The 14,008-nt window shown below is 69.7% G+C and carries 15 protein-coding genes; 6 read left to right on the forward strand and 9 right to left on the reverse strand.

From position 1 onward, the window contains the following. Positions 1 to 10 precede the first annotated feature (10 nt). Positions 11 to 1,057, reverse strand: coding sequence for a DNA (cytosine-5-)-methyltransferase (gene dcm / locus ABZV77_RS33115; RefSeq protein ID WP_356264991.1), 1,047 nt, complete (start codon positions 1,055 to 1,057; stop codon positions 11 to 13). A gap of 257 nt (positions 1,058 to 1,314) precedes the next feature. On the opposite strand from dcm, the gene ABZV77_RS33120 reads away from it, so the two are divergent. Further along, a complete protein-coding gene (locus ABZV77_RS33120) occupies positions 1,315 to 1,989 on the forward strand; it encodes an HNH endonuclease (RefSeq protein WP_356264993.1) in 675 nt (224 codons plus the stop codon). Here ABZV77_RS33120 and ABZV77_RS33125 read toward each other — a convergent pair. Then, positions 1,962 to 2,591 carry an ATP-binding protein gene (locus ABZV77_RS33125; protein WP_356264996.1) on the reverse strand — a complete coding sequence of 210 codons (630 nt, stop codon included), beginning with the start codon at positions 2,589 to 2,591 and terminating at the stop codon, positions 1,962 to 1,964. The two genes, ABZV77_RS33120 and ABZV77_RS33125, sit on opposite strands and share 28 nt — an antisense overlap. A 212-nt stretch (positions 2,592 to 2,803) precedes the next feature. Between ABZV77_RS33125 and ABZV77_RS33130 the strand changes: the two genes are divergently transcribed. The 3 genes from ABZV77_RS33130 (at position 2,804) to ABZV77_RS33140 (ending at position 4,253) form a co-directional block, all read left to right on the forward strand. Further along, positions 2,804 to 3,649 (forward strand): helix-turn-helix transcriptional regulator, encoded by an 846-nt coding sequence (locus ABZV77_RS33130; RefSeq protein WP_356264999.1) that lies wholly within the window; start codon positions 2,804 to 2,806, stop codon positions 3,647 to 3,649. Further along, positions 3,649 to 3,852 (forward strand): DUF397 domain-containing protein, encoded by a 204-nt coding sequence (locus ABZV77_RS33135; RefSeq protein WP_356265002.1) that lies wholly within the window; start codon positions 3,649 to 3,651, stop codon positions 3,850 to 3,852. The genes ABZV77_RS33130 and ABZV77_RS33135 overlap by 1 nt, the downstream gene beginning before the upstream one ends. 98 nt (positions 3,853 to 3,950) lie before the next feature. Further along, positions 3,951 to 4,253 carry a hypothetical protein gene (locus ABZV77_RS33140; protein WP_356265005.1) on the forward strand — a complete coding sequence of 101 codons (303 nt, stop codon included), beginning with the start codon at positions 3,951 to 3,953 and terminating at the stop codon, positions 4,251 to 4,253. On the opposite strand, the gene ABZV77_RS33145 is transcribed toward ABZV77_RS33140, so the two are convergent. Then, entirely contained in the window at positions 4,250 to 4,771 is a 522-nt protein-coding gene (locus tag ABZV77_RS33145) for a hypothetical protein (RefSeq protein ID WP_356265008.1), read from the reverse strand. The genes ABZV77_RS33140 and ABZV77_RS33145 overlap by 4 nt on opposite strands. A 49-nt stretch (positions 4,772 to 4,820) precedes the next feature. Continuing rightward, a complete protein-coding gene (locus ABZV77_RS33150; RefSeq protein ID WP_356265010.1) occupies positions 4,821 to 5,873 on the reverse strand; it encodes a helix-turn-helix domain-containing protein in 1,053 nt (350 codons plus the stop codon). An 89-nt stretch (positions 5,874 to 5,962) separates the two neighbouring features. Here ABZV77_RS33150 and ABZV77_RS33155 point away from each other — a divergent pair, with 89 nt between their 5' ends. Further along, complete coding sequence (locus ABZV77_RS33155; RefSeq protein WP_356265012.1) at positions 5,963 to 7,270, forward strand: MFS transporter; 1,308 nt, start codon at positions 5,963 to 5,965, stop codon at positions 7,268 to 7,270. Here the strand turns inward: ABZV77_RS33155 and ABZV77_RS33160 are convergent. After that, the gene (locus ABZV77_RS33160) at positions 7,240 to 8,580 is read right to left on the reverse strand and encodes a DUF445 domain-containing protein (RefSeq protein WP_356265204.1); all 1,341 of its coding nucleotides are present in this window, start codon (positions 8,578 to 8,580) and stop codon (positions 7,240 to 7,242) included. The genes ABZV77_RS33155 and ABZV77_RS33160 overlap by 31 nt on opposite strands. A gap of 352 nt (positions 8,581 to 8,932) precedes the next feature. On the opposite strand from ABZV77_RS33160, the gene ABZV77_RS33165 reads away from it, so the two are divergent. Then, complete coding sequence (locus ABZV77_RS33165; RefSeq protein ID WP_356265015.1) at positions 8,933 to 10,252, forward strand: SGNH/GDSL hydrolase family protein; 1,320 nt, start codon at positions 8,933 to 8,935, stop codon at positions 10,250 to 10,252. A 300-nt stretch (positions 10,253 to 10,552) separates the two neighbouring features. On the opposite strand, the gene ABZV77_RS33170 is transcribed toward ABZV77_RS33165, so the two are convergent. Genes ABZV77_RS33170 through ABZV77_RS33185 form a run of 4 tightly spaced genes read right to left on the reverse strand, consistent with a single transcriptional unit; the run spans position 10,553 to position 13,924 of the window. Further along, the gene (locus ABZV77_RS33170) at positions 10,553 to 11,287 is read right to left on the reverse strand and encodes a DUF1707 domain-containing protein (RefSeq protein WP_356265017.1); all 735 of its coding nucleotides are present in this window, start codon (positions 11,285 to 11,287) and stop codon (positions 10,553 to 10,555) included. A gap of 11 nt (positions 11,288 to 11,298) precedes the next feature. Further along, complete coding sequence (locus ABZV77_RS33175) at positions 11,299 to 12,267, reverse strand: ABC transporter ATP-binding protein (protein WP_356265020.1); 969 nt, start codon at positions 12,265 to 12,267, stop codon at positions 11,299 to 11,301. A 6-nt stretch (positions 12,268 to 12,273) separates the two neighbouring features. Then, a complete protein-coding gene (locus ABZV77_RS33180; RefSeq protein ID WP_356265023.1) occupies positions 12,274 to 13,110 on the reverse strand; it encodes an ABC transporter permease in 837 nt (278 codons plus the stop codon). Continuing rightward, positions 13,103 to 13,924: an ABC-2 family transporter protein gene (locus tag ABZV77_RS33185; RefSeq protein WP_356265026.1), complete on the reverse strand. Its 822-nt coding sequence runs from the start codon at positions 13,922 to 13,924 to the stop codon at positions 13,103 to 13,105. Before ABZV77_RS33185 ends, ABZV77_RS33180 begins: the two co-directional genes overlap by 8 nt. Positions 13,925 to 14,008: the final 84 nt, after the last annotated feature.

Here is a 14,008-nt window from a genome sequence, read left to right on the forward strand (position 1 = left end):
TCTGCCTCAGCTATGCCTCGTCGGCAGCCTTGAGAGCCGCGTAGACCTGCTCGCCGACAGCCTGCGCCACTGGGGGCGGGAAAGCGTTCCCGACCTGCCGGTAAGCCGCAGTCTTGCGCCCGGAGAACTGCCAGTCTGCAGGGAATCCCTGGATCAGAGCGGCTTGGGTCACTGTGAGCTTGGGGCCTGCAGCGGCAAAAAGGTCGCGCTCTGCGTCCTTCATCTCGTCCGGCTCGTTAGCGACGCCCAGTCCGCATACTCCGAGGTCTGCCCAGGCTCGCTTGGCCCGTGTCGGGCCGAGGTCCGCCCCTCCATGCTTCTTTGAACCCCCGACGACCGTGGGGGCGACACCTTCAAGCGCCTTCTCGTACCACTTCTTGAATGCGCTCTCGGCCCTGGGATCGTCAGCGACCGCGTCATACCGGACTCGCATCGAGTCGTGCAGCGCCTCGCCGACCGTGAGTTCCGCACACTCGTCGGGCTTTGTGTGCTGGAAGTGCTGGGCATACTGCGGCTTCATCGCGACGAGGATGGCTCTGGGCCGGAGCTGCGGGACCCCATACCGCTTCGCTTCCAGCACCTCCCAGTAGCACTCTTCGTAACCCAGCGACTCCAAGCGCTTGATGATCTCTTGCCGATACTCGGCGAACTTCGGGTCGAGCAGACCACGCACGTTCTCGATCATCACGGCTTTAGGGTCGAGTTCATCGATGAGCTCAAGCATCCGCGGGAAGAGATCACGCTCATCGTCACGGCCGAGCTGTTTGCCTGCCGCCGAGAATGGGGGGCACGGCACTCCGCCCGCCAGAAGATCAAGGTCCCCCGGGGCCAGCCCCAAGCCCGCCGTATCAAACTCCCTGAGATCTGCCTCGATTACCGTGCAGCCAGCCCACTCCGGATTCGCGCTGATGTTATCCCTGAGCGTCTGACAGGCATCCCTGTCGATCTCAATCAGAGCAGCATGCTTGAATCCCGCATTGTGCAGACCTACGGCCTGGCCCCCAGCCCCGGCGCAGATCTCCACCGAGGTGTACTTGAGCTCATTCATGCGGGCCATGCCCCCTCCATACCGGTACGCAGCGGCGGGCACACTGCGCGCACCACCATCACAGAGGGTGACAGACCCCACTGACAACGAGACCCATCCAAGTGTGCAGCACGTTGCATAGTTCGCTGAACACACCCTCCGTCACGACGAACACTCGTACGATATTGGCCATGCGGATCCCTGCGTGGACTGAGGATGAACTGGTGCTGGCCGGCGCACGCGTTGTAAAGAATGGCTGGCACGAGCTGCGGACCGGGGATCCGGAAGTGCAGGACCTGTCCGAGCTGCTGCGGTCGCTCCCCATTCATCCCGCGGAGGCCCTCGCCCTCCCTGGGTTCCGTTCTCCGGACAGCGCCAGCCGCAAGACCAGCGACTTCGCGACGAACCACCCCGCCTACAGCCGCAAAGGCACCCGGTGCGGGGAGCCGACGCGTCTGATGATCAAGGCCTTCATCGACCGCGAGGCCGAAATGCTCGAGGCCGCCCGGGCGATCGAAGACGGAATCGGCTCGGGGCGGCTGCAGCTCATCCCGCCCCAGCCCGATGAGACCGACGACTCCGGCACCACCGCCATCGAAGGCAGGCTGCTTGTCCGCCAGGCACTCGCCCGCGAGCGGGACCCGAAGCTCCGCAGGCTGAAGATCAAGCAGGCCCAGCAGGACGGCCGTCCGCTGCGCTGCGAAGTCTGCGACTTCGACTTCGCTCGCGCATACGGCGCGCTCGGCGAGGGATACATCGAGGTGCATCACGTCATCCCCCTCCATGTATCCGGCTCCCGAAGCACCAGGCTCGACGACCTTGCCTGCTTGTGCGCCAACTGCCACCGCATGTGCCACAAGAACCGCCGGGGAGAATCGTGGCGCACTCCCGACGCACTGAGGGCCCTGATGCGCACTTCGGCATCCCGCCCCCCTCACGCCGCCTCCGCCGCCGACTCGTAGCGGGCCTGCGCCAGGTCCAGCGCCTCATCCGGGTCCCCGCCCTGCGCAGCGAGCCACTGCAGCAGGTCAGCGATGACCTCTGGAACCAGTGCCTCCAGAGCCGCACGTCCTGGCCCGGCCATCAGGGCAGGGCTGATCAGCCTGCAGTACTCATCCAGTACCGCTGCTGCGCGCTGGACCCGTGCGCACTGTCGAGCGGGGGCCAGCGAGATCTCGCACCACACCGCCTTCCCCGTAGCCGTGAAGAGCGTGCCCCACTCCTCACTCAAAGAGGCCAGGAGGTGAAGCCCCCGCCCGCACTCCGCCTCCCCGCACACAGCACTCAGGGCCGGCACGGCGCGGCTCCCGTCGTGTACCTCTACGCGCAGGCGGCCCCCGCGGGGTTCGAGTACCAGCGTCGCCGGTGCGCCCTCGCCGACGTGCTTGATGACGTTCGTCGCCAACTCCGTCGCGACGAGCCCCGCTTCGTCTAGGACGCTCAGCGCACCCCACTGTTCCAAGTTGCGCTTCACCTCCAGGCGGAGGAGGGGTACCTCCTTCGGTGCCGCCTCGAATGGCAAGACGCAGCGCAGCTGCCGTGCGCCCTCTTCGTGAATGGACATGGAGAGGCTCCTCCCAGGCCACACGGCGCTGCGCCTGCCGTATCCGTACGGCTACACCGCGTAGTGACTGCTGGGAGCATGGCACAGAGAAGTCTCGCTGTGTAACTTCTCACCGACATCCTTCGAGTGAACTCACTGGGGCGCCAACTCAGTTGGCACTTAGCCTGGTTGCGGCCTGCGGGCCGGGAATCCGGCCTCCGGGAAGGAGTCGTATGTCGCTACGGACCACCACGCGTCGGCGCCAGCTGGGCGCCATGATGCGGAAGCTGCGCGCCCGCAAAGGGCTGACTCTGGAGGAGGCCGGCACTCTCGTCGGGGTGTCCAAGGCAACGGTCAGCCGGTACGAGACGCAGGCCGGCCCGGTCAAGTGGCTCGTCGTCGATGCGCTCTGCCGCGAATACGCGGCGACCGATGCCGAACGCCGTGCTGTCGTAGCGCTCGCCAAGGACGCCAAGCAGCAAGGGTGGTGGAGTTCCTTCACGGACTCCATTCCGGAGAGCATGAATCTGCTGCTCACGCTTGAGGACGAAGCCGTACGTGAAGACCACTTCTCGTGCCTCTACGTTCCCGGACTACTGCAGACACGCGCTTACAGCACCGCCGTTCAGCAGGCCAACGAGATACGCCTCGCCCCGGCGGAGATCGAACGGCTCGTCGACATCCGCATGAAGCGTCAGGAGGTCCTGAGCCGGATGGACCCACCTCGGCTGTGGGCCATCCTCGACGAGTCCGTGATCCGTCGCGTCGTGGGTTCCCCGTCGATCATGAAGGAACAGCTCAGCCGCCTCCTCCAGGCCAATGAGTCGCCCCACATCACGCTTCAGGTCCTTCCGTTCTCCATGGGGGCGCACTCCGCCGCGCTCGGGAGTTTCGTCATCATCGGCGGCACGGAACCAGCGCTCGACGTCGTGTACGTCGACCTCCACACAGGCTCACTCTTCTTGGAGAAGGACGAGGAACTCGACCGTTACCGGCTTGCGTTCGACTACCTCCGCGCACAAGCGTTGGACATGGAAGCCTCCTCCTCCATGATTCAACGCATCCGCAAGGAGCTCTAATGCCTGTTGAGCGTCTGACCCCTTCGGCTCTCCCGTGGTTCAAGTCGTCGTACAGCGGGGCCAACACCACGGAGTGCCTGGAGACCGCGTTCGTCCGGCGCGGTGTCTTCATACGTGACTCCAAGCGTGCCGACGGGCCCCGCCTCCTGGTCTCCTCCACGGCCTGGGCCCGGTTCGTCGCGGACGCCGCCGGTCGGCCGTGACGCGGTTCCCCGGTCCCGGCCGTCGGCGGCCGCTCGCCGCGCGTTAGCCTCGGGCCAAAGAACGCAACAGGGACGTATCACCGAGAGGCGGATCAATCATGGCGAGGATTCCGGCGGCGATGGTGGCCGTGAGTGGGATCGTCGGGGGCTATGCCACCGCGCGGGCCACCAAGAAGCGGCCCCTCGGTGGGGTCGTGCTCGGTGCAGCCGGGGTCGTGGCCGCTCGGCAGTGGCGGGAGGCTGCCGGTGGGAAGACCGCAGCCGCGCTCACCGCGGCTTACGTCGCCGGGTTCGCCGGGTCGCATCCGCTGGCCAAGAAGGTGGGCGCCTGGCCCGCCGTGCTCGGTGTCGCCGGTGGCGTCGGGCTCGCCTCCTGGGTGCTTGCCGACCGGCGCGGCTAGGGCAGAACCAGCGGGGGGCGCGTCAGCCTCCTCGCCGTCATCGCCACCATCAGCGACCCCGCCCCGAACAGCAGCGTGAAGGCCGCCCATGCCACGGGCCATACCTGCGCGTCCTGCGTGGGGTGGGTGTTGAACGAGATGTACATCAGCGTCGCGGGCGGGGCCGCCACCACCAGCAGCGTCCATACCGGGCGGTCCCGTATGCCGAAGTAGGCCGCCAGGGCTATGAGTGAGACGGCCAGGAGCGTGACGCCCGTCGTCGTCACCGGTGTCGTCTCGTGGAGAGAGCCCGCCGTTTCGGGGCGGTTGCGCAGGTCCCAGGGGAGGCAGGCCACGTACGCCGTGGCCGCGAGGGCCGCGCCCAGGAGGCGGGTCGCGTACCTGGGCAGCCGTGCCGTCTTCGGCAGAGGCAGCAGGGTAAGTAGGGGTAGCAGGGGTAGCAGGGGTAGCAGCGTCGACAGGGGCTGCCGGGGCGACTGAGCAGGGCGAGTCGGGCGAGTGAGCGGCATCCTGGTCATGGGTTCGACCGTGCCCTCCCGGGCGAGGGGTGCGACAGAGTACGCGTACTCATTCGACGAGCGGTCGGTTGTTCGGGGTGCCCGTCCCCCTGAACGTTCTTCTGTACGCGCCCGGCGACACCCCCACCCCCGTCACGAAGTGCTGCCTCAGCGACGTCCCCGTGCCGAACCCCGTCTCCGTAGCGATGCGGTCGACCGTGTGGTCCGTGGATTCGAGGAGCTCCCGGGCCCGGTCCACCCTGCGCTGCGTCAGCCACTGCATCGGCGTCAGGCCCGTCTCCTCGCGGAAGCGGCGGCTGAACGTCCGCACGCTCATCGACTCCACCCCCGCGAGCTCCGCCAGCGTCAACGGGTCCGCCAGGCACTTCACGGCGTGGGCGCGGGACCTGCCCGTCGAGGTCAGCCCGGCGTCCACCAGCGGGCGCTGGATGTACTGCGCCTGGCCGCCCTCCCGGTGCGGGGGAATCACCGTGCGGCGGGCCACCTCCGCGGCCACCACCGCGCCGTGGTCCTCACGGATCATGTGCAGGCAGAGGTCGATGCCCGCCGCCTCGCCCGCCGAGGTCAGCACCTCGCCCTCGTCCACGTAGAGGACGTCCGGGTCCACCGTGACCTGGGGGAACATCCGCGCCATGTGGTCCGCCGACATCCAGTGCGTCGTCGCCCTGCGGCCGTCCAGGAGCCCCGCCGCCGCCAGGACGAAGGAGCCGGTGCAGATCGACGCCACCCGGCGCGGGGTGGCCAGCGCACCTGCCAACTCCCCGTCGAGCCCGCCCGGTGCCAGCTCCTCGTCGCTCTCGTGCGACGCCGGGACGATCACCGTGTCCGCCGCCGCGACCACGTCGAGGCCGTGCTCGGCGAAGACCGGGAAGTCCGCGCTCGTGCGGATCATGCCGGGGCGGGGCGCGCAGGTGCGTACGGAGTAGAGGAGGTCCCCCTCCGCCGACCTCGCCGTGCCGAGGAGTTGGTGCACGAGGCCCAGCTCCATCGGCAGCACACCGTCCCGGATCAGGACCGCGACCACGTGGGGCGCCGATACCGGTGCCGGGGTCGATACCGGGGCCGATGCGCTTCCGCCCAGTCCCTCTCCGTCCGCATTCATGCTCCGTCCGCATTCATGGCCAGATTCTTGCACAGTGTGGCCATCTGGCCAGTCGCAGCGGTCCGGCCCGTCCCCGCAGGCTCGTACGCATGGAGATCAGCAGGAGGGCCAGTGCCCGGAGCGGCACCGAGACCAGTAGCAAGAACCGCGCCTGGGGCGTCGCCGCCGGAGCCGCCCTCGCCATCGTCGTCGCCGGGGCCTTCAGCACGCTCGCCGGGCTGCTCGTCGGGCCCCTGCACGACGATCTGGGCTGGTCGCGCTCGGCCGTCGGGCTCGGGGCGCTCGTCAACATGGTCGTGTACGGGGCGACCGCGCCGTTCGCGGCGGCGCTGATGGACCGGCTCGGGATGCGGCGCGTGGCGGCGGGGGCGCTGCTGCTCGTGGGGACCGGTGCCGCGCTCACCACGACCATGACCTCGCCCTGGCAGTTCGTTCTCTACTGGGGCGTACTCGTCGGGCTCGGCACCGGCGCCACCGCCACCACCTTCGCCGCCACCGTCAGCGAACGCTGGTTCACCGCGCGGCGCGGCCTCATCACCGGACTGCTCACGGCGGCGAGCGTGGTCGGACAGTTCGCCTTCCTGCCCGTCATGTCGTGGATCATCGATGCGTACGAGTGGCGCACCGCCGCCTACGTGCTCGCCGGCGCCGCCGTGCTGGCCCTCCCTGCGGTCTGGGCCTCCGTACGCGACCCCGAAGCCACGGCGAAGGACCCGCGGGCGGCGGCCGCCCTCCCCGTACTCGGCCGCGCGGCCCGTACCGCCCCCTTCTGGCTGCTCGTCGGCACCTTCGCGGTCTGCGGCGCCTCGACCAACGGCGTGATGTGGACGCACTTCGCACCCGCCGCGCACGACCACGGCATGGCGGTGACCGCCGCCGCCTCGCTGCTCTCGGTCATCGGGCTCTGCAACGTCGCGGGCACCGTGGGGTCGGGGTGGGCCACCGACCGGTTCGACCCCCGGCGGCTGCTCAGCGCGTACTACGCCCTGCGCGGGCTCACCCTCTTCGCGCTGCCGCTGCTCCTGACGGCCACGGTGGACGTGCCGCTCGTCGCGTTCGCCGTGCTGTTCGGGCTGCTCGACGTGGCCACGGTGCCGCCGACCGTCGCCCTGTGCCGCACGCACTTCGGCGCCGACGCCCCCGTCGTCTTCGGATGGGTCAGCGCCGGGCACCAAGTGGGGGCCGGGGCGGTGGCGTTCGCCGGGGGTGTGGCACGGGACGCGTTCGGGGCGTACGACGTCATGTGGGTGGGGGTCGGTGTGCTGTGCGCCGTGGCCTCGTTGACCGTTCTCACGGTGCGGGGCGCGCGGGGGGCGCACGCGGGGTCCGCGCAGAGTGCGCGTAGCCCGCGCGGTGCAGACATCCCCTACGCCCCCAGCAACCGCGACACCGTATAGATCGCCAGCCCCGCCAGGGAGCCCACCACCGTGCCGTTGATCCGGATGAACTGGAGGTCACGGCCGATGTGCGCCTCGATCTTCTTCGACGTGTGCTCCGCGTCCCAGCCCGCCACGGTGTCGGTGATGAGGGAGGTGATCTCGTCGCGGTACGTCGTCACCACGTACACCGCCGCGCCTTCCACCCAGCCGTCGACCTTCTGCTGGAGGCGTCCGTCCGTCGCCATCCGTGCGCCGAGCGAGAGGAGCGAGGCCCGCACACGCAGGCGCAGCTCGCTGCGCTCGTCCTCGGCGGCGGCCACGATCATGGCGCGCACGGCCGACCAGGCCGAGGCGATGAGGTCCTGGACCTCGTCGCGCCCGAGCACCTCACGCTTCAGCCGCTCCACGCGCTCCCGCGTGTCCGAGTCGGACTGCAGGTCGGCGGCGAAGTCGGCGAGGAAGCGGTCGACGGCGCCCCGCGCGGGGTGCTCCGGCATGTCCCGCATCTCGGTGACGAAGCGGAGCAGTTCCTTGTAGACCCGCTCGCCGACCCTCTTGTCGACGAACCGCGGGGTCCAGCCGGGCGCCCCGCCCTGCACCGCGTCCATCACCGAGTCGGCGTGCTCCACGAGCCAGTCGTGCGCGCGGACGCACACCAGGTCGACGACCCGCTTGTGGCCGCCGTCCGCCACGACCTTCTCCAGCATCTTGCCCATGCCGGGGGCGATCTCCTGGGCGTCGGCGCGGCGCGTGATGGCCTCGCCGACGACGGCCTGCACGTCCGAGTCGCGCAGGACGGTGAGGGCGCCGCGCAGGGCCGTGGCGAGCTCGGCGGTCACCCGGTCGGCGTGCGCGGGCTCGGCGAGCCAGGCACCGAGGCGGCCACCGATGCCTACGGCGTGCAGGCGGCCTCGTACGACATCGGCCGAGAGGAAGTTCTCCCCGACGAAATCGCCCAGGGACGCGCCCAGTTGGTCCTTCTTGTTCGGGATGATCGCCGTGTGCGGGATGGGCAGGCCGAGAGGGTGGCGGAAGAGCGCGGTGACCGCGAACCAGTCGGCGAGGGCGCCGACCATGCCTGCCTCGGCGGCGGCTGCCACGTAACCCGCCCAGGGGCCCGCGCCGGAGTGCTGCGCCCACTTCGCCAGTACGTAGACGACGGCGACGAGGACGAGGAGTCCGGTCGCCGTGATCTTCATACGGCGGACGCCGCGGCGCTTCTCCTCGTCGGCGGGGCTGTACGTGAAGCCGCCGGGAGCGGGGGTGGGCCGTTCCGTGGCCGACGTCTTCCCGCCCGCGCCCTTTAGGCCATTCGTGGAGCCGCCCACCCTGAAGGCGGTGCTGTCAGCTTCGGTCGGGGTGCGGCTTGGAGTGCCGTCCCCGTGGGCATGCTGCTCGCCGTGCACCTCGGCCGATTCCTCCGCATTTGCGCGATCCACTCACTCCACCTGGCCCGTTCGCATCGTCCTCGTCCGCACTGTTCCCCTGTCCTGTGTCCCGATTGTCCCCACGGCGTGTGTTCTACGCCCCTTCCTGACCGACTCCTGGAACGGACGACAAGTTCCCGGCGTCTCATGGGACGGAGGGGGGCAGTGTCGGCCGCCTCACGGCCCATGCCGCATCATGGGGTGATCACATCGGAGCCTCGGGGCTCCCCCTGCCCGAGGAGAAAGAGCCCGCATGACCAAGCGACACGGTTATGCCCTTCTCGCCGCGGTTCTCGCGGTCATAGTGGTGATTTCTGCCGCCATATACGTCGGAGTCACCGGCACCGACGGCGGCTCACAGGACATCAGCGCGGGCCCTCGCGGCCCCCGCAGCTCCGCCGCACCCGCCTCCTCCGGCGTCTGGGTCGGCTCCTGGTCCGCCTCGCCCGCGGGGTCCGAACCGGGCACGGAGCAGAAGGGGTTCGCAGGCCGCTCCATCCGCAACGTCGTGCACACGAGCGTCGGCGGCAGCAGCGCCCGCATCACCCTTTCGAACCTGTACGGCACGACGCCGCTCAGCATCACGCACGCCTCGATCGCGCTGGCCTCCGCGTCGAACAACCCGGCGGCCGCGGCGGGCACGCTGCGCAGGCTCACCTTCAACGGCAACACGTCCGTGGTGATCCCGCCGGGACAGCAGGTCATGAGCGACGCCGCCAGGGTGCGGGTGCCGCACGACACGGACCTGCTGGTCACGACGTACTCGCCGACCCCGTCCGGGCCGGTCACCTACCACCCCCACGCCCGGCAGATCAGCTACGTCGCCGAGGGCGACCGCACCGAGGACCAGCTGGGCGACGCGTACACCGAGCAGAGCCCCTACTGGCGCTACCTCTCCGCGGTGGACGTGCTGAGCAACGAGACCGACGGGACCGTCGTCGTCTTCGGCGACTCCATCACCGACGGCATCTCGTCCACGATGGGCGCCAACCGGCGGTGGACCGACGTCCTCGCGGGCCGACTGCGGGCGGAGTCGGGCGCGCCGCGCTACGGCGTCGTGAACCAGGGCATCAGCGGCAACCGCATCCTCTCCGACGGCCTCGGCAACCCCGCGATCAATCCCAGCGGGCTCTCCCGGTTCGACCGGGACGTCCTGGACCGGACCGGCGTGAAGGCCGTCGTGATCGCACTCGGCGTCAACGACATCCTGCGCAACCCGCACCAGAACGATCCGGACCGCATCGTCGAGGGGCTGCGCGAGCTGACCCGGCAGGCGCATACGCGCGGGCTGCGGGTCGTCGGCGCGACGCTCATGCCGTTCGGGGGGCACCGGGGGTATGCGCCCGCTCTGGAGAGCGTGCGGCAGGCCGTGAACGAGGAGATCAGGTCGGGGCGGGTCTTCGACGAGTTCGTCGACTTCGATCGGGCGCTGCGGGATCCTTATGATCCGCGGAAGCTTCGGGAGCGGTATGACTCGGGGGATCATCTGCATCCGTCCGATGCGGGGTTCCGGCGGATGGCAGAGACGTTCAATCTCTCGCATCTGAAGGGCTCGGCTGCGGCCGAGCTCTGATCTCCTGGGGCGTTCCCTGCGGGGGTTGTGCCTTGGCCGCGGGCCGCGTGGTGGCCGGTCGCGCAGTTCCCCGCGCCCCTGACCCAGCCGTGGGCCCGCCAGCCGTCGGGCTCAGCCCACCCGGGGCTCTGTCGCGCAGTTCCCCGCGCCCCTGGCCTACCCTTCGCCGCGCCAGCCGTCAGGCTCAGCCCACCCTGGGTGTTGCGCAGTTCCCCGCGCCCCTGACTCACCCTTCGCCCCGCCAGCCCGTCAAGCCCAGGCCACCCGGGGCTCTGTCGCGCAGTTCCCCGCGCCCCTGGCCTAGCCTTCGGTTTTGCGGCGGTCCAGTTTTTGTTGGCGGCGTTCTTCTCGTTGGCGGAGTTTTTCGATTCTGCGGATTTTTCTGTCCACGCCCACTCCGCCCATGAGCGCGAAGCCCTTGACGACCACGCGGGGGGAGCCGGGGGTGCCCTCGCCCGTTGCCCTGTCGTCGAAGCCGCCCATGAAGGCGAAGCCCTTGACCACGACGGTCAGCTCGGGAGGGGCGATGACCTGGATGCCGCCCATGATCGTGAAGCAGCGGATCTCGACGTCGCGGTCCGTGAACCGCGCCTCGCGCAGGTCGATCTCGCCGCCGCCCCACATCGCGAAGCAGGTGAACACGCGGCCCACCACCCAGCTGCCCTTGCGGCCGAAGCCGCTCCACAGGGCGAAGCCGCCGGTCGAGGACGGCTCGCCCGACACCATGCGCTCGGACCAGTCGATGGCGACGGGGTCGTCGCTCACCGGGCGTTTCACCAGGTCCGCCTTGGGAGAGCGCACCGCGTGCGACGGGAGGTCGCGGGTGAGCGGCTCCAGCTCTCCGTACGTACGCGCCTTGTACGTCGCGTCGAGGCGCTCCTCGAACTCCGTCATGTCGAGGCGGCCCTCGGCCATCGCGTCCCGGAGCTGCTCGGCGACCCGGTCACGGTCGGCGTCGGATGCCCGCAGGTCGGGGGCGGAGGGGACGGAGGGTCCGGAGGGGACCTCTGGGAGGTTCGGGCGGTCGTCGCTCATAACTCCGCAGCCTACGAGGTCGGCTTCTCCGCGTACATCTTCGCGATGACCGCCTCGATGTCCGGTTCTCTGACGGAGAGATCGGCCAGGGGGTAGTCGTTCGCGATGCGGGCGACCAGGGGGGCCGCGGATTGCGAGGAAGGGAAGGCCAGCCACTGTCTCGGGCCTTCCACCTTCACCACCCGCGCCGCCGATCCCGCCTCGATCGGCGGGAGTTCGCGTTCCAGGTCCACGACGAGCGTGCGCTCGCTCTCGCCCACCTCGTGCAGGCCCGCCAGCGGACCGTCGTACATGAGGCGTCCGTGGTCGATGACCATCACCCGCTTGCAGAGCTGCTCGATGTCGGTCAGGTCGTGGGTGGTGAGGAGGACCGTCGTGCCGGACTCGGCGTTCAAGTCCCGCAGGAAATCGCGGACCTTCGCCTTGCTGATCACGTCAAGGCCGATCGTCGGCTCGTCCAGGTACAGCACCTCGGGGTCGTGCAGCAGCGCCGCCGCGATGTCGCCGCGCATCCGCTGGCCCAGGGAGAGTTGACGCACCGGGACGTCAAGGAGCGAGCCCAGTTCGAGGAGTTCCACGCAGCGGTCGAGGTTCTCGGCGTAGCGGGCGTCCGGGATCCGGTACATCCGGTGCATGAGGCGGTACGAGTCGATCAGTGGCAGGTCCCACCAGAGCGTGGTGCGCTGGCCGAAGACCACGCCGATGCGCCGGGCCAGCCGCGTGCGCTCGCGGGAGGGGTCGATTCCGGCGACCCGCAACCGGCCGCCGCTCGGCGTCAGGATGCCCGTCAGCATCTTGATCGTCGTGGACTTGCCCGCGCCGTTCGGGCCGATGTAGCCGACCATCTCGCCGCGCGGCACGGTGAAGGAGATCCCGTCGACCGCCCGCACCTCGTGGCGCGCACGCCGCAGGAAGCCGGTTTTCCTGCGTACGTCGAAGACCTTCTCCACCCCGTCAAGCTCGATGAGGGGATCCGCCATGTCAGTTCAGCTCCCTGTGCTGCGGTACGAACGGAGGCCCGTGCGCCAGGCGAGGCCCGCGAGCGCGAGAAGGGCCGGGGCCACCAGCGGCGGCGTGAACGCCACCCAGGTCGGCAGGTCGAGGGGATAGGGCCGCCCGAGCACGTACAGCGCGGGCAGCCAGTTCACGAAGGCCAGCGGCAGGACGAAGGTGACGCCGCGCACCAGGTCCTTGGCGAAGAGGGTCGGCGGGTACTGGAGCAGGGTGGTGCCGCCGTACGTGAAGGCGTTCTGCACCTCCGCCGCGTCCTGCGCCACGAACTGGAAGGCGGCGCCGCCCACGAACACGGCCGCGAAGATGCCCGCGCCGCACAGCAGCATCAGCGGCACCATCAGGACCTTCAGCGGGGTCCAGTCGATGTCCAGGACCACGAGGGCGTACGTGAGGACGAGCGTGCCCTGTGCGAGCCTGCCGATCCTGTGCAGCCCGAAGCGGTCCGCGGCGACCTGCGCGATGACCGGGGCGGGCCGCACCAGGAGCGTGTCGAGCGTGCCGTCGCGCACCCGCCTGCCGAGCCGGTCCATGGAGCCCAGGGCGAGGTCGGCGAGCCCGAAGGCGGTGCAGGAGGCGCCGTACAGGAACGCGATCTCGGGCAGCGAGTAGCCGCCGAGCCGGTCGACCTGCGAGAACATCAGCAGGATCGCCACGAAGTCGAACGCGGTCACCGCGAAGTTGCCGAGCGCGGTCATCGCGAAGGAGAGGCGGTAGGCCATGAGGGAGCGGATCCACATGGCGGAGATCAGACGGTAGGCGCGCACCCCTTCCCGGAGGGCCCGGAGCCTGAGCCGGTCGCCGTCAGCCACCCTGGACCACCACCCGTCGCGTCGCCACGGCCTGCAGCAGCCGCCCGGCCGTCAGCAGCGCCGCCGCCCAGCCGAGCTGGAAGGCGTACGTCCCCAGCAGCGCCGTCCCGGAGCGTTCGCCGAGGAACACGTCGGCGGGCAGCTGCAGCAGCGCCGACCAGGGCAGCGCACGGGCGAACTCGCCGAGGGCGCCGGGGAAGACGTTCAGCGGCAGCAGCATCCCGGAGAAGAACGTGCCCGCGAGCATCGCCACCTGGGTGATGCCCGCGCCGTCCATCAGCCAGAAGGCGGAGAGCGCCACCAGGAACCGGATCGCGAAGCTGACCAGCGCCCCGAGCACGACGGCCACCAGGAACGCCAGCCAGCGCAGGGCGTCCTCAGGCAGCGTCAGATCGAAGACGAGGGCTCCGAAGACCATCGGTACGACTCCGCGGCCGACCAGCTGGAACGCGGCCCGGCCCAGGTCGGCCGCCAGCCACCAGAGCTGCAGGTCGGCGGGGCGGTACAGGTCGACGGCGATGTCCCCGGTGCGGATCCGCTCGATCAGCTCGCCCTCGAAGCCACCACCCATCAGTGCCATCACCGTCAACAGGCCCTGTCCCAGCCACACATAGGTGAGTGCCTGGGACTGGTCGTAGCCGCCGAGGCCGGGACGTTCGTCCCAGAGCGCCAGGTAGGTGTAGGCGAGAACCAGCCCGAAGACGGTGTTCGTGAACACCCCCGCGGCCGTCGCCATCCGATACGTGGCGTACCTGCGGAAGCTCCCCTCGGTGACGGCCGCGTACAAACGGAACCGTCCAGCACGCACAAGCATCCCTTTCACAGTGGGCTTCGTCCCGAATCGGGCCAAAGCGCTGGAGCCTAGTGCGATCGGAGTCGCTCGTGCCAGGCATTTTCG

It is taken from the genome of Streptomyces sp. NPDC004732 (assembly GCF_040609235.1).
Lineage (GTDB): Bacteria > Actinomycetota > Actinomycetes > Streptomycetales > Streptomycetaceae > Streptomyces.